21 protein-coding genes and 1 pseudogene are annotated in these 20,202 nt (G+C 72.0%); 9 read left to right on the forward strand and 13 right to left on the reverse strand.

Features of this window, described 5'->3' with window-relative positions; genetic code table 11:
* On the reverse strand, positions 1–756 hold the full coding sequence (locus ACQPZ4_RS39925; RefSeq protein ID WP_433048160.1) for a C39 family peptidase: 756 nt from the start codon (positions 754–756) through the stop codon (positions 1–3).
* Positions 757–974: 218 nt separating this feature from the next.
* Here ACQPZ4_RS39925 and ACQPZ4_RS39930 point away from each other — a divergent pair, with 218 nt between their 5' ends.
* Genes ACQPZ4_RS39930 through ACQPZ4_RS39940 form a run of 3 tightly spaced genes read left to right on the forward strand, consistent with a single transcriptional unit; the run spans position 975 to position 3,465 of the window.
* Positions 975–1,799, forward strand: a complete 825-nt coding sequence (locus tag ACQPZ4_RS39930) for a hypothetical protein (protein WP_433048163.1) — start codon at positions 975–977, stop codon at positions 1,797–1,799.
* 60 nt (positions 1,800–1,859) lie between these two features.
* Positions 1,860–2,993, forward strand: coding sequence for an Ig-like domain-containing protein (locus ACQPZ4_RS39935; RefSeq protein WP_433048166.1), 1,134 nt, complete (start codon positions 1,860–1,862; stop codon positions 2,991–2,993).
* A gap of 10 nt (positions 2,994–3,003) precedes the next feature.
* Positions 3,004–3,465 carry a cupin domain-containing protein gene (locus ACQPZ4_RS39940; protein ID WP_433048169.1) on the forward strand — a complete coding sequence of 154 codons (462 nt, stop codon included), beginning with the start codon at positions 3,004–3,006 and terminating at the stop codon, positions 3,463–3,465.
* A gap of 191 nt (positions 3,466–3,656) precedes the next feature.
* On the opposite strand, the pseudogene ACQPZ4_RS39945 reads toward ACQPZ4_RS39940, so the two are convergent.
* A pseudogene (locus ACQPZ4_RS39945) lies at positions 3,657–4,014 on the reverse strand (NF041680 family putative transposase); the annotation flags it as partial.
* Positions 4,015–4,402: 388 nt separating this feature from the next.
* Positions 4,403–4,762, reverse strand: a complete 360-nt coding sequence (locus tag ACQPZ4_RS39950) for a VOC family protein (protein ID WP_433048172.1) — start codon at positions 4,760–4,762, stop codon at positions 4,403–4,405.
* Positions 4,763–4,995: 233 nt separating this feature from the next.
* Here ACQPZ4_RS39950 and ACQPZ4_RS39955 point away from each other — a divergent pair, with 233 nt between their 5' ends.
* Positions 4,996–5,559, forward strand: coding sequence for a hypothetical protein (locus tag ACQPZ4_RS39955; RefSeq protein WP_433048175.1), 564 nt, complete (start codon positions 4,996–4,998; stop codon positions 5,557–5,559).
* A gap of 32 nt (positions 5,560–5,591) precedes the next feature.
* On the opposite strand, the gene ACQPZ4_RS39960 is transcribed toward ACQPZ4_RS39955, so the two are convergent.
* Genes ACQPZ4_RS39960 through ACQPZ4_RS39990 form a run of 7 tightly spaced genes read right to left on the reverse strand, consistent with a single transcriptional unit; the run spans position 5,592 to position 14,272 of the window.
* On the reverse strand, positions 5,592–6,179 hold the full coding sequence (locus ACQPZ4_RS39960; RefSeq protein ID WP_433048178.1) for a DNA-3-methyladenine glycosylase: 588 nt from the start codon (positions 6,177–6,179) through the stop codon (positions 5,592–5,594).
* Positions 6,176–6,832 (reverse strand): TetR/AcrR family transcriptional regulator, encoded by a 657-nt coding sequence (locus ACQPZ4_RS39965; RefSeq protein WP_433048181.1) that lies wholly within the window; start codon positions 6,830–6,832, stop codon positions 6,176–6,178. The genes ACQPZ4_RS39960 and ACQPZ4_RS39965 overlap by 4 nt, the downstream gene beginning before the upstream one ends.
* A gap of 7 nt (positions 6,833–6,839) precedes the next feature.
* Positions 6,840–8,348 carry an MFS transporter gene (locus ACQPZ4_RS39970; RefSeq protein WP_433048184.1) on the reverse strand — a complete coding sequence of 503 codons (1,509 nt, stop codon included), beginning with the start codon at positions 8,346–8,348 and terminating at the stop codon, positions 6,840–6,842.
* Positions 8,349–8,398: 50 nt separating this feature from the next.
* Entirely contained in the window at positions 8,399–9,520 is a 1,122-nt protein-coding gene (gene menC, locus ACQPZ4_RS39975) for an o-succinylbenzoate synthase (RefSeq protein ID WP_433048186.1), read from the reverse strand.
* Positions 9,517–10,341 carry a GNAT family N-acetyltransferase gene (locus tag ACQPZ4_RS39980; protein WP_433048189.1) on the reverse strand — a complete coding sequence of 275 codons (825 nt, stop codon included), beginning with the start codon at positions 10,339–10,341 and terminating at the stop codon, positions 9,517–9,519. The genes menC and ACQPZ4_RS39980 overlap by 4 nt, the downstream gene beginning before the upstream one ends.
* Positions 10,338–11,468, reverse strand: a complete 1,131-nt coding sequence (locus ACQPZ4_RS39985) for a M20 family metallopeptidase (protein WP_433048192.1) — start codon at positions 11,466–11,468, stop codon at positions 10,338–10,340. The genes ACQPZ4_RS39980 and ACQPZ4_RS39985 overlap by 4 nt, the downstream gene beginning before the upstream one ends.
* Entirely contained in the window at positions 11,465–14,272 is a 2,808-nt protein-coding gene (locus tag ACQPZ4_RS39990; RefSeq protein WP_433048195.1) for a BTAD domain-containing putative transcriptional regulator, read from the reverse strand. The genes ACQPZ4_RS39985 and ACQPZ4_RS39990 overlap by 4 nt, the downstream gene beginning before the upstream one ends.
* A 50-nt stretch (positions 14,273–14,322) precedes the next feature.
* On the opposite strand from ACQPZ4_RS39990, the gene ACQPZ4_RS39995 reads away from it, so the two are divergent.
* Both ACQPZ4_RS39995 and ACQPZ4_RS40000 read left to right on the forward strand, forming a co-directional pair.
* The gene (locus tag ACQPZ4_RS39995) at positions 14,323–14,691 is read left to right on the forward strand and encodes a PH domain-containing protein (protein WP_433048198.1); all 369 of its coding nucleotides are present in this window, start codon (positions 14,323–14,325) and stop codon (positions 14,689–14,691) included.
* A gap of 22 nt (positions 14,692–14,713) precedes the next feature.
* Entirely contained in the window at positions 14,714–14,893 is a 180-nt protein-coding gene (locus tag ACQPZ4_RS40000; RefSeq protein ID WP_433048201.1) for a DUF4236 domain-containing protein, read from the forward strand.
* Between the two features lie 46 nt (positions 14,894–14,939).
* Here ACQPZ4_RS40000 and ACQPZ4_RS40005 read toward each other — a convergent pair whose 3' ends face one another.
* Positions 14,940–15,383, reverse strand: coding sequence for a hypothetical protein (locus ACQPZ4_RS40005; RefSeq protein WP_433048204.1), 444 nt, complete (start codon positions 15,381–15,383; stop codon positions 14,940–14,942).
* A gap of 86 nt (positions 15,384–15,469) precedes the next feature.
* Between ACQPZ4_RS40005 and ACQPZ4_RS40010 the strand changes: the two genes are divergently transcribed.
* Genes ACQPZ4_RS40010 through ACQPZ4_RS40020 form a run of 3 tightly spaced genes read left to right on the forward strand, consistent with a single transcriptional unit; the run spans position 15,470 to position 17,417 of the window.
* A complete protein-coding gene (locus ACQPZ4_RS40010) occupies positions 15,470–15,838 on the forward strand; it encodes a GntR family transcriptional regulator (RefSeq protein ID WP_433048207.1) in 369 nt (122 codons plus the stop codon).
* Positions 15,835–16,722, forward strand: coding sequence for an ABC transporter ATP-binding protein (locus tag ACQPZ4_RS40015; protein WP_433048210.1), 888 nt, complete (start codon positions 15,835–15,837; stop codon positions 16,720–16,722). Before ACQPZ4_RS40010 ends, ACQPZ4_RS40015 begins: the two co-directional genes overlap by 4 nt.
* A complete protein-coding gene (locus ACQPZ4_RS40020; RefSeq protein WP_433048213.1) occupies positions 16,719–17,417 on the forward strand; it encodes a hypothetical protein in 699 nt (232 codons plus the stop codon). The genes ACQPZ4_RS40015 and ACQPZ4_RS40020 overlap by 4 nt, the downstream gene beginning before the upstream one ends.
* A gap of 387 nt (positions 17,418–17,804) precedes the next feature.
* Here ACQPZ4_RS40020 and ACQPZ4_RS40025 read toward each other — a convergent pair whose 3' ends face one another.
* Together ACQPZ4_RS40025 and argH are read right to left on the reverse strand one after the other, a co-directional pair.
* Positions 17,805–18,710, reverse strand: a complete 906-nt coding sequence (locus ACQPZ4_RS40025) for an NADP-dependent oxidoreductase (protein ID WP_433048216.1) — start codon at positions 18,708–18,710, stop codon at positions 17,805–17,807.
* Between the two features lie 41 nt (positions 18,711–18,751).
* On the reverse strand, positions 18,752–20,182 hold the full coding sequence (gene argH, locus ACQPZ4_RS40030; RefSeq protein WP_433048219.1) for an argininosuccinate lyase: 1,431 nt from the start codon (positions 20,180–20,182) through the stop codon (positions 18,752–18,754).
* Positions 20,183–20,202 lie beyond the last annotated feature (20 nt).

The raw sequence follows: 20,202 nt of genomic DNA on the forward strand, positions 1-20,202 counted from the left end.
CTACGCGGCATAGCCCCGAAGGGCGATCCAGTTCGCCATGCTTTGAACGCTGAGATGGTACGACCCGACGCCCGTCGCATCCGCCGGATCAGCGATCTTCACGGTGGCGCCGTTGTTGTAGTACCCGACGATGGTCAGGTAGTGCCCGCCCGGGTACGCGTGCGCGTGCCCGCCGTCGTCCACTGTGGACCCGGCGATGTTGGCCACCACCGCGTAGCCCTGCGAGACGGCCTTCACGACCGACTGCCGCAGCTGCTCGACGTCGTCGGCGGTGGCGGACTGGCCGCGGATGAAGTGGGCGGTGTAGAAGCCGCTGCCGGTGAGGGCGTTGAGGGTACGGGTGGTGTCGTCGGACGAGTTGGTGCCGCTCTCGGTCGTGCCGAGGTTCTGCGCGACCTGGTCCTGGGACGGGAACAGCCCACGGGCGGTGAGGGCGATCCGCGTGGCCGCCGGGCCGCAGTAGTAGTAGTTCTCCTGCCAGGCGAACTGGTACTGGAGCTCCTTGTCGGCCGGGGCCTGCGACGGCGTGGCGCTCGGTTCGGGTCGCTTGGCCCGGCTCGCCGCGGCCTGGGTCTCGCGCGGGGCGGGCGATTCGGCGGCGACGGGCGGGCTCGGGGCCGGCTCGGCGGCGTTTCCCATGTGCGCGGCGCCGAGACCGGCCGTGACGGTCAGGACGGCCGCGGTCGCCACGATCGGTAACCGCCGCCGGCGTGGGGTGCGTTGCTTCGCGTGGCGGGAGCGGTAGAGGTACGACACGAAATCGCACGCTAATAGCGCAGGTCAGAGGCCATTTCACCCCCGGGTGATTCGGCTACCGGGCGTGTCGCCACGGGGCGTTTTGAGAATGACACGCCCGATTTGTCCCAGCCACCGGGCGTGTCGCTCCGGGGTCACCCGCCGTGACGCAACCAGCACGGGCGCCGTTTTTCATGCCCGGAATCACCCCCTGGTGAGGCCGGTCCTAGTCTCGCCGGATGTTCGCCGGTGACGACGAAAACCAGCAGCTCACGAGCGGTCCCCGCCATCTGCGCGGGCGCCGTTTCGCCCATGCCGCACCGTTCAGCGCGTCCGCGCTGAAGGCGCTCACCGAGCGCCCCACCCCGGCCCGGAACTTCCTGCTCCCCGCCGTGCCGCCCCTGCCGCAACGCACCCTGCGGGGCGCGGCGGCGCTCGCCCTCGCGGTCCTGGCCCTGACCGCGACGCTCACCGCACACCCCGCGGACCCCTCGACGAAGGGTGACGTCGTCGCGGTCGCTCCCACCCCCGAGCGTTCCGCCCCCCAGGTGGCCTCCCGGGGAGAACAGCGCACCGCTCCGCCGTCGGAAGCACCGAAGCCGACCCAGACCCTCCCGACCGTCGCCGACCCGGTCGGCGGGCTGAGCCGGGCCGAGATGGACAACGCGATCGCCATCGTGGACGTGGCCAAGCGCGAGCGGCTGCCCAAGCGCGCGGTCATCGTGGCGCTCGCGACCGCGCTGCAGGAGAGCCACCTGCGCAACCTGGCCAACGGGAACCTGCCGGCCTCGCTGGACCACCCCAACCAGGGCGTCGGCTACGACTACGACTCGGTCGGGCTGTTCCAGCAGCGGCCCAACTGGGGCTCGATCGACCAGCTCATGGACCCGCACGAGTCGGCGCGGCGGTTCTACGCGGCGCTCACCCGGATTCCCGGCTGGGGCGACTACGCGGTGACCGTGGCGGCCCAGAAGGTCCAGGGCTCGGCCTTCCCGGACGCCTACGCGAAGTGGGAGGGTCTCGCCACCCAGATCGCCGACGTGACCATGCCCGGGGAGGTGTAGACCCGCTTTCTCATTCCCGATGCGCAGCGGGCTCGCCCAGCATTTTTGCAGGATGCCCGCATGCGCAAAGGAACCATCGTCGCGGCACTCGTCCTGGCGTCCGTGAGCCTGACCGCGTGCCACGACTCGGAGCAGAACGCGAAAGCGCCGCCGACACCCAAGCCGACGGCCCCGCCGACAACCCTGAGCGTGACGCCGGCGGCCAACGAGACGGTGCCGATCAGCACGGAGATCGGCACCAGCGTCACCAACGGCAAGATCACCACGGTGGCGCTCACGGACGGGGCGGGGCAGCCGATCCCCGGCGCGCCCCGGGCCGACGGTTCCTCGTGGATCCCGGCGGCGGCGCTGAAGTACGACACCGCCTACACCGCGAAGGTCACCGCCCTCGGCACCGACAACAAGGCGGTCACCCGCGAGACGACGTTCCGCACCGTCGCGAAGTCCCCGGGCGGCACCATCTCCTCGGACCTGCTGCTCCAGAACGGCGGCACCTACGGCGTCGGCATGCCGATCGTGGTCGAGTTCGGCTCGGACGTCCCCGAGGCCTCCCGCGCGGCCGTCGAGCACCGCCTGTTCGTCACCAGCGACCCGCCGCAGCCCGGCGCGTGGCACTGGTTCGGCGGCCGGCAGGTCATGTACCGCCCCGAGAACTACTGGCAGCCCGGCACGAAGATCACCGCCCGCAAGGCCCTCAACGGCGTCGCCATCGGCAACGGCCACGCCGACGACGACTTCGCCGCGAGCATCACGATCGGCCGCAAGCTCACGATCGACATCGACAACGGCACGAAGACCATGCAGGTGTACCAGAACGACGCCGTCATCCGCTCCATGCCCGTGAGCCTGGGCAAGGCCTCGACCCCGACGTCCAGCGGCACCACGGTCATCATGTCCCGCGAACCGTCGGCGGTCTTCCGCACGCCGGAGTACACCACCACGGTGCAGTACGCCATGCGCCTCACCTGGGGCGGCCAGTACATCCACGCGGCCCCGTGGTCGGTGGGCGACCAGGGCCGGCGCAACGTCTCGCACGGCTGCACCAACGTGTCGACCGACAACGCCAGGTGGCTCTACGAGTCGGTCCTGGTCGGCGACCCGGTCGTCACCCGCGGCACCGGCGTGGCCCTGGACCCCGGCGACGGCTGGACGGCCTGGGACCTGCCCTGGTCCGAATACACCAAGACGTCCTAGGAGCAGACAGATGGAAGTCATCCGAGCACCCAGCACCAGCCGCCCGGCGCCCCAGCAGCGCTACTCGGGCATCGCGTGGATCGGCCGCGACGTGACCGCGTTGGAGCCGTCCCGCCTGGCCACGTCCCACGCCCAGTTCAACCCGGGCGCGCGCACGGCTTGGCACCGCTGCCCGTACGGCCAGGTCCTCCACGTCCTTTCCGGAATCGGCCGAGTCCAGCGCCGCGGCGGCCCGGTCCACGAGGTCCGCCCGGGCGACACCATCGTGGTGGCCGCCGGCGAATGGCACTGGCACGGCGCCGGCCCGTCGACGTTCGCCGCCATGGTCTCCACGTACGAGTCCGACCCGGACGGGCCCGGCACCGAGTGGGGCGACCAGGTCACGCAGGCGGAGTACGAGCGACCGCCGCAGGCCACCGCCATCCGCCTGCCCGACGAGGACCGCGTCGCCACTCGCGAGGCCTGCTGGTGATCACGAAATGTCGGGCCTCGTTCCTCGGCCCGACATTTCGGATTTATACCCTGACGGGCGGCAAGCGCAGCCCCGTCGACCGTCGCACCGGTACATCGTGATAAATGCGGAAAAGTCTGGATTCGGCCACGAATCCGGACTTTTCCGCATTTGCTGAAGCCCTGCAAACCGAGATCTCTTGAGCTTGATCTTCAACCTGTGCGCCGGGGTCGAGGATCGGTGGATCGCCGCTTTGTGGGTTTCGGTTTTCGGGGCTCGTTGCCGGTGGCGGTCTGGACGTCGTGGCGGTGGGTGGGGCGGCGGTCCGGTTGGCCTGGCGGCCGTCCGGGGTCCTGCCCGGGTGGGTTTCGGTGCCCGGGCGGGGCAGGTGCTTGTCGCGCGGAGGTGCCGAAAGTCACGTCGGACGCGGGCTGGGGTGAGTCGTTCCTGCGGCGCTGGTCGTTCCCATGGGCGGCGCAGGTCCGCCGCGATCGGGCAGGCCAGGCGTAGCTGGGTGTGCGCGGCGATCAGCAGCCAGGTCCACCGGTCCGCCGCATGCGGGTCGCGGAGATCGACCGTCGCGGCGTCCGGGGTTGCTGCCGGGCCGGGGCCGATGCTGGTGGAGCATCACAGCCAGACCGGTTTCGCGGTGGCACCGGACGGTAGCCGGGTCACGTCAAGGCGGATGAGGGTGCCTTCCACGATGGGCAGGTCCGGGCAGTCGGCCCAGGCGGCGCGGCGGGTCAGCCGCGGGTGCAGCCGGTGCCAGGCCCAGGCCCTTGCCGTGCCGTGTTGCCGAGGTGACGGGGCTGGTGGCGGTGTCCCGCAACGGCCCGGACCACCGAACCGTGACCAGAGTCGAACCCGGACCACGCCAACCCTGTCGGGTCGCCGCAGGCGGCCCGGAACCATCGGACGAGGGCACGTATGTGGTTGCCCATCGGTCCGGCCGATGCTTCTAAGCCTCAGCCTCGTAAGCGTGCAGCCCGATCAGCACCCCAGCCGGATCCGTGATGTAGCACCCGCTCCCCACCCCAGGCAGCGTGAACGGCGAAACGACAACCGCCCCGCCATGGGCGAGCACCAGCACCGTCGCGGCCTCCAAGTTGGGCACGCGGATCACCGGAACGACGTGCGGCTGGCCGCTGCGCGAAGGCAGCAGCCCCGCGTCCACCCCAGGCGCGTCGCCATGCGGGGCGACCAGGTAGTCCGGGGCAGAGAACGGCGCCAGTTCCCACCCGAAGACCTCGGACACGAACGTCCGCGTCGCCTCCAGGTCCGGGCTGTTGATCTCGACGTAGCTCACCGGCTGGGTCATGCCTCACTCCTTCGGCAATCGGGGAACATGCCCCCGATACTCGCTCACCGTCGGGTCCCCCGTCAGCCGGAAACGCCACGGAATGTCGCTCGTCGCGATGGATGATCGGTTGTACCGTTCCGCATTCCTCGATGGTCTTATAGGACACGTCAGCAGAGGAGGACAAGCGGCCGGTCGATCCTGCTGGAAGCGGTCCTGCGACATCCCGGCGGCTTGCCCCTCGAAGGGGATGCATGGACTCCATGGTGCTGAATCTGCTCGCCTTGGCCATGTCGATGCTCGCACTGGGCGTGTCCGGCGTCCTGGCGCGCCGGCAGATCACGATGATGCGGCACGGAAACGAGGTGCCGGTCTTGATCGACCTGTTGCAGGAGCTACGATCCCCGGAATTTCAGAAGGCGGAGGAGTACGTCCTCCTCCGCCTTTCGAGCGACAACGATCTGTCGCACGGTTTCTTCGGACTGTCCGGACCAGCCCGGGCCGCGGTGGGGTGCATCGTGTCGTACTACTCGGCGCTTGGCGCGCTGGTGTATTACCGGATGGTCGACGAGGCCATCATCGTGGGCCAGGTGGGATTTCGTGCGAATCGGGCATGGCAATGCCTGGCCGTGTATGTCGACTATGAGCGAGCGGCTCGCGGTGACCCCTTCTTCGCCAAGCCATACGAACATCTGGTGTCCCTCGTGCAACGAGGCTGGCCGCCCGACGATCGGTACAGGCTCAAACTCGGAACGGTTCCCCGAATTCCGTTTCAGATGACCCCTCGGGTCGACGCCGGGGAATCCACCGGGTCGTGAACGGTGCAACAACCACCTTCCCGCCGCGGGCCTCACTCCTTCGGCAATCGGGGGACATGCCGCCGATACTCGCTCACCGTCGGGTCCCCCGTCAGCCAGAACCGCCACGGAATGTCGTGCGCGCCAGTCACCCCCACCCGCGGCCCCGCCGAGATTCCCCCCACCGGGCCAACGGGCGGCTCCAGCAAACCGTCCAGCAAAAACGTCCCGTAGAACTCGCGGCCGATGTCCAGGGCCGAGCACAACCGCGCCGGGCCGCGGGCCAGGTCGAAATCGCGGCGGGCCGTCGCGCGGCGTTCACGGGCGACGGGCAACCCGTCGACCACCTCGCCGGCGCGCAGCAGCACGGCCGAAGCGGTGCCCTCAGTACCGGTGACGATGTTGACGCAGTAGTGCATGCCGTACGTGAAGTAGACGTAGGCGTACCCCGCCGGCCCGAACATGATGGCGTTGCGCGGTGTGCGGCCGCGGTGGGCGTGGGAGGCGGGGTCCTCGCCGGTGCCGGAGTACGCCTCGACCTCGGTCAGCCGGACCGTCACCCCGCCCGCGGTCAGACGGCAGCCCAGCAGCGCGCGGGCCGCGGCATCCACCGGGCCCGTCAGCACCGACGCGAGGGTCACGGCTTGATCTGCGCGAGGCGATGGACCAGGACCTCCACCGTACGGTCCAGAGGTGGCATCGGGAAGCCCGGCACGAACTGGCGCATGGCGACCGCGCCGTGCAGCGACGTCCACAGGGTCACCGCGTCGGTGAAGGGGTCGGTGCTGGCCGAGCGGCCCGCCGCCGCGCACTCGCGCAGGGAGTTGACCAGGACCTGGAAGCCCTCCAGGTTGCGCTGCCACACCTCGGGGAGGTCGGAGATGTCGTTCGCCGGCTCCGGCTGGGGGCGGGCGTCGCGGCGGCGGCCGAACAGGACGCGGTACCGGGCGGGGTCGTTCATGCCGAAGGCCACGTACGCGCGGCAGCCCGCCAGCAGCCGCTCGACCGGGTCCGGCACGCCCTCGGCCGCGTCCAGCAGCAGCGTGCGCAGGCGGGCGAAGGCGTTGCCGAGGACCTCCTCCAGGATCGCCTCGCGGTCGGCGAAGTGGGAGTAGATCGACGGGGCCGCGATGCCGGCCTCGCGGGCGACCGAGCGCAGGGTGAGCGCGTCCTCGTCGCCCTCGCGCTCCAGGACGCGCTCGGCCGCGGCCACGATTTCGGCGCGCAGCAGGGCGCCCTCACCACGCCGGTTGCGGGTCCGGCCGCCGGCCGGACCCGCGTTGTCCGCCTTCATGACCTCATCATGCCGTCTGGAGTTCCAGCGCAGGCGCAGGGGCTTCCGCCACCGTGCGCTTCGGGCGGACCACCAGGACCGCGATCGCCATCAGCAGGGCGATCCCGGCCGCGATCAGCGAGCCGCGGGACATCGCGTCGGTGAAGGCCTGGTCGGCCACGGCGACGACGTGCTGGGCCTGCGCGGCCGGGAGGGTGGCGGCGAAGCCGTGGGCGGTGGGCAGGTCGGTGCCGGCCGGACCCAGGTCGCTGCCGACGGACGCGCGGTAGGCCGAGGACACCACGGTGCCGAGGACCGCGATGCCGAGCACGCCGCCGAGCTCCCGGATGACGCTGTTCAGCGCGCTCGCCATCGAGGCGAACTGGGGCGGGACGGAGCCGCTGATCTGCAGGCTCGCCGGGGCCATCATCATGCCCATGCCGAGGCCGATGACCGCGGTACCGACGGCGACCTTCCAGAAGTCGGTGTGCACGCCCGTCGTGGCCAGGTCCAGCAGGCCGGCGGTGGCCAGGAACAGCCCGAGCGCGAGGGTGCGCCGGGTGCCGAGCCGGCCCGAGATGAGCGCCGAGGTGGCCGAGGTGGCGGCCATCGCCACGGCGAAGGGCATGGCGCCGAGGCCGGCCACGAGCGGGCTGTAGCCGTGCACCAGCTGCAGGTACTGCGAAAGCTCGAACAACGTCCCGAAGAGCACGAAGAACACCACGGCGAGGGACAGCGCCGCCACCGCGAAGGTGCGGTTGGTGAACAGGTCGAGCCGGACCAGCGGCGCGGACGTGCGGCGCTGCCAGAGCACGAAGGCGAGCACCAGCACGGCCGCCGCGCCGAACTCGGCGAGCGTCACGGCGTCGGACCAGCCCCGCGCAGGTGCCTGGATGACCGCGTCGACCAGAGCGGCGACGGCCGCGGTGGACAGCAGCGCGCCGAGCACGTCCAGGCGGCCGCCGCGCACCGCGGGGATGGCCGGGACGACCGCGAACACGGCGGCGACGGCGAAGGCGACCAGCGGTACGTTGATCCAGAAGGCGCTGCTCCAGGAGAAGTGCTCGAGCAGGGCGCCGCCGGTGACCGGGCCGACGAGCACGCCGATGCCGGCCGCGGCGGACCAGGCGCCGAACGCCTTCGGGCGCTCGTGGGCCGGGAAGATCCGGGTGATGATCGCCAGGGTGGCCGGCATGACGAACGCGGCGCCCAGGCCCATCACGGCCCGCCAGGCGATGAGCTGGCCGGGCGAGTCGGACAGGGCCGCGATCGCCGAGCCGCCGCCGAAGACGACCAGGCCGCCCAGCAGCGCGTTGCGCGAGCCGATCCGGGCCCCCAGGCTGCCCGCCAGGATCAGGGCGGAGGCGAAGACCAGCGTGTACGCGTCGGTGATCCACTGCAGGTCCGCCGTCCCGGCCTTCAGGGCGTGGGCCAGGGACGGCAGCGCGGTGTTGAGCACGGAGTTGTCGAGGGTGACGGCGACGAGCGTCAGGCTGAGCACCGCGAGAGCGGCCCAGCGACGCGGGTATTCAGGCATGACGGGACTCCCCTTACGGACGTTTGCTAACGCCCGTAAGGTTAGACCCGTCAGCTAACAGCTGTAAAGTTAATCCACTCCGTGGCGGTCGTCACAGCGTCCAGGACGTCCCGGACCGGCTCCACGCCGATGCCGGGACCGGTCGGCACGTCCACGTGGCCGTCCTTGAGCACGAACGGCGCGGTGATGTCCTGCGCGTAGTACCGGTCCGAGGCCGACGTGTCGCCCGGCAGCGTGAAACCGGGCAGCGCCGCCAGCGCCACGTTCGCCGCCCGCCCGAGCCCGGTCTCGAGCATCCCGCCGGCCCACACCGCCACGCCGTTGGCCGCGCACACGTCGTGGATGCGGCGCGCCTCCAGGTAGCCGCCGACCCGGCCGGGCTTGATGTTGACGATCCGGCAGGCGCCCAGCGCGATCGCGTCGGCCGCCGCCCGCGCGTTGACGATCGACTCGTCCAGGCAGATCGGGGTGCGGATCAGCTCGGCCAGCCGGGCGTGCCCGCGGATGTCGTCCTCCGGCAACGGCTGCTCGATCAGCAGCAGCCCGAACGGGTCGAGCCGGGCCAGCCGGTCCGCGTCGGTGAGCGTGTACGCGGTGTTGGCGTCGACCTGCAGCAGCACCTCGTCGCCGAAGCGCTCGCGGACCGCGCGGACCGGCTCGACGTCCCAGCCCGGCTCGATCTTGAGCTTGATCCGCAGGTAGCCCGCCTCCAGGTAGCCGGCGACGGCGTCGAGCAGCTCCGGGATGGAGTTCATGATCCCGACCGACACGCCGGCCGGGACGCGGTCCTTCACCGCGCCCAGGAACGCCCCCAGCGGCAGGCCCGCCGCCCGCAGGTGCGCGTCGAGCACGGCCGTCTGCACCGCCGCCTTGGCCATCGGATGGCCCTTGAGCGGTTCGAAGAGCGGTTCCAGCTGGTACGCGTGGCCCTCGAAGCCGCGCAGCAGCGGCACGAGGTACCGCTTGATGAACGCCTCCGCCCCGTCGACGTACTCCGGCGAGTAGAGCGGCCCGGACAGCGCGACGCACTCGCCCCAGCCCTCGGCGTCGGCGGTGACCGCCCGCACGAGCAGCACGTCGCGCTCGTGCTCGGTCCCGAACGAGGTGCGGAACGGCGACACCAGCGGCATCGCGATCCGCCTGAGCTCGATGCCCTGCAACTTCCTGCTCACTGCGCGCGCTCCAGAAGGTAGTGCCCGTCACGGGTCATGCCGGTGATGCGGTATCCGGCCGAGATGCGGCCCATCAGCGCGTCGCGTACCGCGACCCGCCAGGCCAGCGCCGCGTCCCTGTCCCCGGCGCGGAGGCGCTCCGCGTCCTCGGGAACGGCCACAGCCAGTACACCCGCGGCATCGGGAACCTCGTGGACCTTCGGGCGGCCGTCGGGTCCGCGGGAGACCAGCGGCACCGCCTCCGGCCCGTCCGCCGCGGCGGGATGCGGGCGGTCGAGGTGCCAGACGACGAGGATCCGGTCGGTGAGGTCGCCGCTGTTGATGCCGTCGGTCATCGGCCCGTAGAACTCGGGCAGGTATTCCACCGCCTCCGCACCCAGCTTCTGCAGGTTGAAGTAGGCGTTGCGCAGGATCAGCGGGTCGTAGGTCCAGTGCACCTCGGTGATCCCGCGGTCCAGGGTCCAGGCCCGCTGGTGCAGCTTGAGCGCGTGGCCGACGCCCTTGCCGTGCCCGTCGCGCTCGACCCCGGCCAGGTGCGAGTGCAGGTGCCAGCGCTCGCCGTGCCGGCCGAAGAACCCGACGGACGCACCGACCAGCGCGGCACCCCGGTACGCCCCGGCCACGTAGTTGCCCGAGTGCACGTAGGTGCGCAGCATCGACGACGAGGCGATCTCGGCCGGGTGCCCGGCCCGCCAGACCCGCTGCAGCAGCGCCGAGCACTCGGCCAGCTCGTCGGCGGTGGTCAGCTCGACGACCTTGGCCCCGATGCGGTCGGCGGCGGCCCCGGCCTCGATCCAGGCATTGGTCCCGGCGTCGGTCACTCGGCCCGCCCGATGGTGGCCGCGAGCGTGCTGACCAGCGCGGCCCGGTCCGGCAGGCTGGACAGCGCGATCCACTCCCCCTCGGCGTGGGCGTTGCCGCCGATCGCGCCGAGCCCGTCGAGGGTCCGCACGCCGATGCCGGCCGTGAGGTTGCCGTCGGAGCCGCCGCCGACCGCCTCGCCGATCGCGGACTGCCCGGTCAGGCTCGCCGTGAGCCGCTGGGCCAGCGCGAACAGCTCACTGGCGGCGGTCTCGGGCATCGCCGGGCGGGCCGGGCCGCGCTCGATGTCGAGCTGCGCGCCGGGCAGCACCGGCTCCAGCCCGCGCAGGGCGGCGTCGACCCGGACCAGCTCGTCGGGGTCGAAGGAGCGCACGTCGACGCTGACCCGGGCGGCGGCGGGGACGGTGTTGCTGGTGGTGCCGGCGACGGCGTCGGTCGGGGTGACGGTGGTGCCGCGCTCGGGGTCGTTGAGCGCCACGATGCGCAGGATCTGGTGCGACAGCTCCACGCCCGCGTTGATGCCCAGGTGCGGGGCGTTGCCGGCGTGGGCGGCGCGGCCGGTGACCCGTACCGAATAATGCGCGATGCCCTTGCGCGCCACCTTCAGCCGCCCCTGCGAGCTGCCCTCCAGCACCAGCGCGCCCGCCGCGCCGCGGGCCGTGTCCTGGATCAGCTCGGTCGACGTCGGCGAGCCGATCTCCTCGTCCGCGTTGACCAGCACGGCCACGCCGTCGAGGTCCTGGCAGGCGGCGAGGGCGTGGAACAGGATGACCAGGCCGCCCTTCATGTCGACCACGCCGGGGCCGGTCGCCCGGTCGCCGTCGACGCTGAACGGCCAGCGGGCCAGGGTGCCGCGCGGCCAGACGGTGTCGTGGTGGCCGATGAGCACGACCCGGGTCGGCCCGCCCCCGAAGCGCCAGCGCAGGTGCGGCCGGTCGGCGACCACGACCCGCTCCGGCTTGGCGCCCAGCAGCCGGGCACCGAGGGCGGACACCACGTCGGCCGAGCGGGCCAGGGCCTCCGGGTCCGACGACGGGGACTCGACTTCGATGAGTTCGGCCAGATCGTCTCGCATCCGCGGGGCGGTGGCCGACAGTTCCGCCCGTAAGGTGTCCAGCGCCGTCATCCCCTCACGTTAGCGGGTGTCCCCTCCGGGAGTTTGGCGCGCACCGTGGCCGCCTGGGCCGGATCGAGCTCGTCGAGGATGGCCAGGCTGTGCCGCCAGGCGTCGGCCGCCGCGGCCGGGTCGCCGAGGTCGGCGTGGGCGTCGCCGAGGTGACTGAGCACGCACGCCTGCCCGGAGCGGTCGCCGAGCTCCCGATAGGCCCGCAGCGCATGGCCGTAGCACGCGACGGCCTGCCGCGGGTCGCCGAGCCGGTGATGGGCATAGCCGACGGCGTCCCACGTGCCGGCCTCGCCGTGCCGGTCGCCGACCTCCCGGTTCTCCACAAGAGCATCACGACAAAGACCCAAGGCTCGCTCGTACTGCCCGAGCTGACCCAGAATCCAGCCGTTCGCGTTCAGCGCGCGGGCCCGCCACAGCTTGTCGCCGAGGCGCTCGAACAGTTCGAGGGCCTGCTCGCTGTGCCGCAGCGCGTCGCGGTACTCCCGTTGCGCGTGTTGCAGCCAGCCCAGGTGGTAGTGCGCGCGGGCCAGCCCCGGGGCGTCGTCGAGCTGCTCGAACAGGCACAGGGCGGTCCAGAGGTACTGGTGGGCCTCGTCGAACCGGCCGATGCGGGCGTAGACCTGGCCCAGCTCGCACGAGGCGGCGCCCTGGCCGGGCCGGTCGCCGAGCCGGCGCAGGGCCTCCAGCGCCGCCTCCTGGGTGGCGATCAGCTCCTGCCACTGCCCGTGCCAGTCCAGGTACGTCGCCATCGCCGCCGCCAGCCGCCACGTGTGCTCGTCCAGCCCGAGCTCGGCGGCGAGGCGGACCGCGGCCAGCAGCGCGCGGTGCTCGTCGGCGAACCACGCCTGGGCCTGCTCCCGCGGCGGGGCCGGCACCGCGATCGCCGGGTGCCGGGCGGCCCGCGGCGCCGGGTCCCGGGCCGGGTCGAGCCGCTGGGCCGCGGCCTGCGCGGCGGCCAGGTAGTGCTCCAGGAGGCGGTGCACGGCGGCGGCCCGCTCCGCGTCGGGGTCGGCGGTCTCGGCGAGCTCCCGGGCGTACGCGCGCAGCAGGTCGTGGAAGGTGTACCGGCCGGGCCGCTGCTCCACCACGAGCCCCGCCCGGTCCAGCTCGGCCAGGGCGGTCCGCGCGGCCGCGAGGGGCACCCCGGCCAGGCTCGCCACCGCGTCGATGCCCAGGTCCGGTCCGGGGCCGAGGCTCATCCGGCGCAGCACCGCGGCCGCGGCCGGGCTCAGCGCGCGGTACGACCAGGAGAACACCGCCCGCACGTCCGAGGCCGGGTCGGCGCCGGCGATCGCGTCGAGGGCCGAGCGGCGCGCGCCCAGCTCGTCGGCGAGCGCGGACAGCGGCAGCTCCGGACGAGTCGCGGCGCGGCCGGCCACGACCGCGAGGGCGAGCGGCAGCCGGGCGCAGCGCTCGACGATCCGCTCCACCGCCGCCGGCTCGGCCGCCACCCGCCGCGCCCCCAGCCGGCTCTCCAGAAGGTCCCGCGCCTCGCCGTCGGTGAGCAGATCCACCGGTACCGGCACCGCCCCCTCGATCGCCACCAGCGACGTGAGCGGGTCGCGGCTGGTGACCACGACCAGGCACCCGGGCGCGGCCGGCAGCAGCGGCCGGACCTGCTCGGCGTCGCGCGCGTTGTCGAGCAGGATCAGCACCCGCCGGCCGGCGAGCTGGCTGCGCAGCAGGGCGGAGAGCCCGGCGAGGTCGGCCGGGACGCGCTCGGCCGGCACGCCCAGCGCGTCGAGGAAGCCGCGCACCGCGTCGGCGGGCGGCATCGGGGTGGCGGCCGGGTCGAAGCCGCGCAGGTTCACGTAGAGCTGGCCGTCCGGGAAGCGGCCGGCGACGCGATGGGCCCAGTGCACGGCGAGCGCGGATTTGCCGACGCCGGCGGTACCGGACACGACGGCCACGAACACCGCCGCCCCCGGCGGGGCCCACCCGGCCGGCAGCAGCGCGTCGAGCCGGGCCAGCTGCCCGTCCCGCCCCGCGAACGTGCGCACGGCGAGCGGGATCTGGGCGGGCCGGGTCGGCGACGCCTCGGCGACCGTCACCGGGGCCGGGGCGGGCGGCGGGTCGAGCGCCTCGTCCTGGCGCAGCATGGCCGACTCCAGCTCGCGCAGGGCCGGGCCCGGTTCGATGCCGAGATCGTCGCGCAGGGTGCGGCGCAGGCGCTGGAAGGCGCTGAGCGCGTCGGCCTGGCGGCCCATGCGGTACAGCGCGAGCATCAACTGCCCGTGCAACTGCTCGTCGAACGGGTGCTCGCGGGTCAGCTGCTCCAGTTCGGGCAGCAGCTGCGCGTGCTGGCCGAGGCCGAGCCGGGCCGCCAGCAGCGCCCGCTTGCCCTGCAGCCACAGCTGCCCGAGCCGCTCGGCCTGCTCCTCCAGCCAGGTCACGCCGGTCGCGTCGGCCATCGGCTGGCCGCGCCACAGGTCCAGGGCGCGCTGCAGCTCGCGGGCCCGGCCGGCGGCGTCGCCGTCGCGCAGCCCGGCGCTGATGAGCCGCTCGGCGACGGCCACGTCGGTGCCGTCGGGGCCCACGTCGAGCAGGTACCCGGGCGGGCGCGAGCGCACCGCCGCCTTGTCCGACAGCGTGCGCCGCAGGTACGAGAGGTGACTCTGCAGGGCGTTGACGGCGTTCGGCGGGGCGGCGCCGTCCCAGACGAGCTCGACCAGGCGCCCGGTGCTGACCACGTCGCCGGCGTGCAGGCCGAGGATCGCGAGCACCGCCTTGCGGCGCAGGCCCATGACCGGCCGGGGTTCGCCGCCGACCAGTACGTCGATCGGTCCGAGTAGCCGAACCCGCACGCCGAAACTGTACACCGGGCAAGGTTGTGGCCGGCGTCTATCTTGAAGGCATGGCGCAGCAGGCGAAATACGACCGGCGGGAGCAGTACGAGCAGATCTCCTCGGGGCTGCTGCCGGGCGAGACCATCATCGCCGTCTATGACGCGGTGGGGGTCGGCACCGGCTTCATCGGCCTCACCGACAAGCGGGTGATCATGCAGGACCGCTCGTTCGTCGGCAAGCGGGTGGCGATCACGTCGATCCCGTACGGGAAGGTGACCGCGGTCTCCGTCGTGAGCAACAAGTCATGGGCGGGCAGCTTCTTCAGCAGCGGTACCATCGCCGTGCACGTCGGCACGCACACGTACGAAGTGGACGTTCGCGGCGTCGAGAAGACCCAGCACATCCACAACGTGATCCTGCATTACGCCGCCCGATAGCCTTCTCCCTTCGGAGGTTTCGTTGCCGATCCTGTTTCGCAAGGCCATGCGCATCGGCCCGCTGGTGCTGAACTTCACGCCCAAGGGCTTCTCGTCGTGGAGCATCAAGATCGGGAAGTGGTCGTGGAACTCGCGCACCCGCGCGCACCGCTACGACCTGCCGGGTCCGTTCTCCTGGCGCAGCAAGGGCAAGCGCTCGTAGTTCTCTTGCGAGAGGCGGCCGTTCCCGTTGGGGGCGGCCGCTTTTTTTACGGCTGAGCCGGTACCGCCGCGATGTGCACCGACACGACGGGCAGCGCGCGCGGGTCGACGCTCCACTCGGCCGCGGTGCGGAACACGTCCTGCTCGTCGATGAGCGCGTCCTCGTCGGACATGCTGACGTCCGCGCCGTAGGCCCGCGCCCAGCGGTGCATCACGAGACTGCGATCGGTCGCGAAGTACTGCACCTCGGCCCCGAGCCGCATCGACAGCGCCGCGATGCCGTTCCAGCGGAACAGCCACTTCCCCGCGACGAGACACCACTTGTCCACGACCGCGACCACCACCCGGTCGTCCGTGAAGTGCGCCAGATCCAGCCCGGTGCGCGGCTCCACCACGCCCAGATCGCGCAGCCCGAGGGCCTCCATCACCAGCTCGGGCTCGGCCGCCACGGCCAGCCACGCCATCTTCGGCCCGAAGCCCGTCGTCGCCACGCTCACAACATAGCGCTTGACACCTGGCTTCGTCGGTTGCATGGTTAGTTACATGACTAACGAACCAACGAACCAAGGCGTCTGACGTGGACGAGGGTCGGCCGATCTTTCTCCAGATCGCGGAGCAGATCGAGAACTCGGTCATCGACGGCAGCCTGGCCGAGGAGGCCCAGGTGCCCTCGACGAACGAGCTGGCCGCCTTCCACCGGATCAACCCGGCCACCGCCGCCAAGGGCGTCAACCAGCTCGTCGACGACGGAATCCTCTACAAGAAGCGAGGCATCGGCATGTTCGTCTCCCCCGGCGCACAGGCCAAGCTCCGGCAGCGCCGGCGCGACCAGTTCGCCGAGCAGTACCTGCGGCCGCTGCTCGCCGAGGCGGCCAAGCTCGGCATCGACGGCACCGAGCTCACGACGATGATCGAGCAGCACCTGGTGAAGGAGCGGCAGCGATGACCAGCACGATCGTGCGCGCCGAGGGACTGACCAAGCGCTACCGCGGCGGCGTCACGGCCCTGGACGGGGTCGGCTTCGAGCTGCGGCGGGGCGGCATCTACGGCCTCCTGGGCCGCAACGGCGCCGGCAAGACCACCCTCATGCAGGTCATGACCGGCCAGCAGCTCGCCACGTCGGGCACGGTCGAGGTCTTCGGCGCCAACCCCTTCGAAAACGCCAAGGTCATGCGCGAGATCGCGTTCGTCAAGGAGAGCCAGCGGTACCCCGACAACTTCCGCGTCCGCGACGCCCTCCACGCCGGCCGCCTGCTGTTCCCGTACTGGGACGAGGCCTTCGCCCGCTCGCTGGTCCACGACTTCGCCCTGCCGGAGCGCCGCACCGTCAAGAAGCTGTCCCGGGGCCAGCTCTCGGCCCTCGGCGTCACCCTGGGCCTGGCCTCCCGCGCGCCCCTCACCTTCTTCGACGAGCCCTACCTGGGCCTGGACGCGGTGGCCCGGCAGCTCTTCTACGACCGCCTGCTGGCCGACTACGCCGAGTTCCCCCGCACGGTCGTGCTGTCGACGCACCTCATCGACGAGGTGAGCGATTTGATCGAACACGTCCTGCTCATCGAGCGCGGCCGCCTGGTCCTCGACGAGAGCGCCGACTCCCTGCGCGGCCAGGTCCTCACGCTCACCGGCCCGGCAACGGCGGTGGACGCCCTGACGGCCAACGCGGACGAACTCCACCGCGAGCGCCTGGGCCCCCTGACCCGAGCCACGATCCGCGGCACGGTAACCCCCGGCGACGCCCGCGCCGCCGGCGTCGACCTCCAGCCGGTCTCCCTGCAGCAGCTGGTCGTCCGCATCACCTCGGACATCACCTCGAAGGAGCCCGTGTCGTGAACCGCATCGCCTCGATCGCGCGCCTGCAGCTGATGGGCCGCATGGACGCCCTGCTGTGGCCGGTCGCCGTCCTCGGCATCGCCTTCGCGGTCAACGTCCTGGTCTTCGCCAACCTCCCGCACGACGCCCTGGAGACCGACCCGATCAGCGGCGCCCTCTCCAGCATCTACATCACGTCCCTGGCCTTCGGCGCCGTCGCCGTGAACCAGCACTTCCCCTTCGCCCTGGGCCTGAGCGTCACCCGCCGCGAGTTCACCCTGGGCCTGGCGCTGTTCGGCCTCGTCCAGGTCGTCGCCTACGCGTTGCTCCTGGTGATCCTCCAGAACATCGAGGACGCCACGAACGGCTGGGGCCTGCGCCTGCGCTTCTTCGGCCTGGGCTTCATCGACGACCAGCCGCTGCCCGCCCAGTTCGCCATCTACGCCGTCCCGATGCTGACGATGACCCTGCTCGGCACCACGGCGGGCGCGCTGTACATGCGCTGGCGAGCCACCGGCCTGCTGACCGCCCTCACCGTCCTGCTGCTCCTCCTGGGCGGCGCCGCGGCCCTGATCGGCCGCCTGGACGCCTGGGGCTCGGTGATTCGGGTGCTGCAGTACCCGAGCCTGCTCTCCTGGACGGCGGTCTGGCCGCTGGCCCTGATCGCCATCCTGGGCACCAGCTCCTGGCTGTCCCTGCGCCGCGCCACCCCCTGACAGCGCTCCCGAAGCTGCGTCGCCATCGCGAAGGCGGCGCAGCTTTTCGGCATGCCGCTGAGCAAGCCCCCAGTCGCGATGCCTTTTGTGCTCCCGCCGGAATTCCTCCGTGCTGGCGCAGTAATTCCGACGTCTCGTGGTGTCTCGCACAGCGGTCAATTCCCGGCAGCCCCCAACGGTCTGGACCACCTCCCCGCAAGCAGCGTCGGGCGGGTCCACTTAACCCCTGTGGGCCGCCGACAGGCGGGCCGAACCATCGGCCGAGTGCACTGCTGCGGTGCCCATCGGTCCGGCGCGGGGTTTTCCACCCGCCCGATGGTCACTCCCGGAGACGACTTTGGTCACCGTTCGGTGGTCCAGGAGAAAATTTCCAACAAAAAGAGAAGCTCACGGCACCAGAATGAGTTTTCCGGTTGTGTGTCCGGCCTCGCCGAGCTCATGAGCGGCCGACGCCTCGGCCAATGGAAAAACGCGATCCACCAGCACTCGTAATTCGCCTTCCAGGGCGTGCGCCGACAGCACGTCGAGCCCCGCGCGGTCGGGCTCCACCATCATCAGGACGCCCTCCACGTCGGTTACCGCCTGGAGGTCCTCGAGGTTCAGGGCCACGATCAGGCCCTCCGGTCGCAGGCACGCGGCCAGCTCCGGAATCTGGCCCGCGACCGTGGCGATGGCCACGTCGATGTCCTTGAGCGCCGAATAGTTCTCGGTGTGATGGTCCAGCACCTCGTCCGCGCCCAGGGAGCGGACCAGGTCGTGCTTGGCAGCGGACGCCGTACCGATGACGTGAGCCCCTCGAAGTTTCGCCAGTTGCACCGCGAGATGGCCCACCCCGCCCGCCGCCGCCGGGATCAGCACCCGATGGCCCGGCAGCACCGCCGCCGTTTCCACCAGGGCCTGCAGCGCCGTGAGGCCGGCCAGGGAGAGGCCCGCCGCCTCCTCGAAGGACAGGGTCGGCGGCTTGCTCGTGAAGTGGCGGGCCGGGCCGGTCACGTACTCCGCATACGCCGCACCCTCGCGCGGGAACCAAGGGATGCCGAGCACCTCGTCGCCCACGGCGAACCTGGTCACGCCCAGGCCCGTTGCGGCCACCACGCCCGACAGTTCCCAGCCGACCGTGAACGGCGGCGCGCCCAGGAAGCCGCCCGTCGCACGCGTCTTCCAGTCGGCCGGGTTCACGCCGATCGCGCGGGTCTCGACCAGGATCTCGGTCGGGCCGGGGACAGGCGCGTCCGACGAAACCAGCCGCAGCGCCTCAGGGCCGCCCAGAAACTCCTGCGTGATCTTCCGCATGCCCGAATTGTCCCAAAAGCAACGCGGGCATGCGGAAGGAATCAGTCGCGCGGGATGACCTGCTCGCCGGACCAGTCGCGCCAGCGGTCCAGCTTGTCGGCGGCCACCGCCAGCTGGTCGGCGACCGGGCCGGGGCCCGTCGAGCCCGGTGTGATGCGGGCGGCCAGGGCGCCGTGGACGGAGAAGACCTCGCGTACCGCGGGGGTCAGGTGCTCGCTCACCGCGGCCAGATCCGCATCCGACACCTCGTCGAGGCCGATGTCGCGGGCCGCGCAGATGACGACCAGCTTGCCGGTGATCTCGTGGGCGTCGCGGAAGGCCACGCCCTGGCGGACCAGCCACTCCGCGACCTCGGTGGCCAGGGTGTAGCCGACCGGGGCCTGCTCGGCCAGGCGGTCCACGCGGACCGTCATCGTGGAGATCATGCCGGCCAGGGCGGGCAGGACCAGTTCCAGCGTGTCGACCGCGTCGAAGACGGGCTCCTTGTCCTCCTGCAGGTCCCGGTCGTACGCGAGGGCCAGGCCCTTCAGCATGGTCAGCACGCCCGTCAGGTGGCCGACCAGGCGGCCGGACTTGCCTCGGGCCAGCTCGGCGATGTCCGGGTTCTTCTTCTGCGGCATGATCGACGAGCCGGTGGCGAAGGCGTCGTCGAGCTGGACCCAGCCGAAGTTGGGGGTCGTCCAGAGGACCACCTCCTCGCCGAGGCGGGAGAGGTGCACGCCGGTCAGGGCCGCGACGAAGAGGAACTCCGCCACGAAGTCGCGGTCGGCCACGGCGTCGATGGAGTTCGGGGCGGCGTGGTCGAAGCCGAGTTCCTTGGCCACCTGGGCCGGGTCCAGCGGCAGGGACGAGCCGGCCAGGGCGCCGGCGCCGAGGGGGCTGACCGAGGCGCGGCGGTCCCAGTCGCGCAGCCGGTCGAGGTCGCGCAGGAGGGCCTGGACGTGGGCCAGCAGCTGGTGGCCGAACGAGATCGGCTGGGCCGGCTGCAGGTGGGTGAAGCCGGGGGCGGGCGTGTCGACGTGCCGGCCGGCCTGTTCCATGAGGGCGTCGGCGAGCTCGACGATCCGGGCGGCCACGCCGCGCGCGTGGTCGCGCAGGTACAGCCGCAGGTCCGTCGCCACCTGGTCGTTGCGCGAGCGGCCGGCGCGCAGCTTGCCGCCGAGGGCGCCGAGGCGCTCCAGCAGGCCGCGCTCCAGGGCGGTGTGCACGTCCTCGTCGTCGACCGTCGGGCGGAAGTCGCCGGCGGCGCAGGCGGACTCCAGGTCGTCGAGGGCGGCGAGCATCCGGCCGAGCTCGTCGGCGTCCAGCAGCCCGGCGCGGGCCAGCACGCGGGCGTGGGCCCGGGAGCCGGCGAGGTCGTACGGGGCGAGGCGCCAGTCGAACTGCACGCTCACGGACAGGCGCGCCAGGGCCTCCGCGGGGCCACCGGCGAAGCGCCCGCCCCACAGGCGGGTAGGAGTTTCAGAAGACACGCGAACGATCCTTCCACAAC

The organism is Dactylosporangium sp. CS-033363, assembly GCF_050942475.1.
Classification (GTDB): domain Bacteria; phylum Actinomycetota; class Actinomycetes; order Mycobacteriales; family Micromonosporaceae; genus Dactylosporangium.

What these genes read in the sequence shown, in the direction of transcription:
- ACQPZ4_RS39950 (WP_433048172.1), bottom strand. Translation starts at nt 4,762, where the DNA reads ATGACCCAGCCGGTGAGCTACGTCGAGATCAACAGCCCGGACCTGGAG.
- ACQPZ4_RS39940 (WP_433048169.1), top strand. Translation starts at nt 3,004, where the DNA reads ATGGAAGTCATCCGAGCACCCAGCACCAGCCGCCCGGCGCCCCAGCAG.
- ACQPZ4_RS39935 (WP_433048166.1), top strand. Translation starts at nt 1,860, where the DNA reads ATGCGCAAAGGAACCATCGTCGCGGCACTCGTCCTGGCGTCCGTGAGC.
- ACQPZ4_RS40025 (WP_433048216.1), bottom strand. Translation starts at nt 18,710, where the DNA reads ATGCGGAAGATCACGCAGGAGTTTCTGGGCGGCCCTGAGGCGCTGCGG.
- ACQPZ4_RS39955 (WP_433048175.1), top strand. Translation starts at nt 4,996, where the DNA reads ATGGACTCCATGGTGCTGAATCTGCTCGCCTTGGCCATGTCGATGCTC.
- ACQPZ4_RS39930 (WP_433048163.1), top strand. Translation starts at nt 975, where the DNA reads ATGTTCGCCGGTGACGACGAAAACCAGCAGCTCACGAGCGGTCCCCGC.
- ACQPZ4_RS39965 (WP_433048181.1), bottom strand. Translation starts at nt 6,832, where the DNA reads ATGAAGGCGGACAACGCGGGTCCGGCCGGCGGCCGGACCCGCAACCGG.
- ACQPZ4_RS39995 (WP_433048198.1), top strand. Translation starts at nt 14,323, where the DNA reads ATGGCGCAGCAGGCGAAATACGACCGGCGGGAGCAGTACGAGCAGATC.
- ACQPZ4_RS39985 (WP_433048192.1), bottom strand. Translation starts at nt 11,468, where the DNA reads ATGACGGCGCTGGACACCTTACGGGCGGAACTGTCGGCCACCGCCCCG.
- ACQPZ4_RS39970 (WP_433048184.1), bottom strand. Translation starts at nt 8,348, where the DNA reads ATGCCTGAATACCCGCGTCGCTGGGCCGCTCTCGCGGTGCTCAGCCTG.
- ACQPZ4_RS40015 (WP_433048210.1), top strand. Translation starts at nt 15,835, where the DNA reads ATGACCAGCACGATCGTGCGCGCCGAGGGACTGACCAAGCGCTACCGC.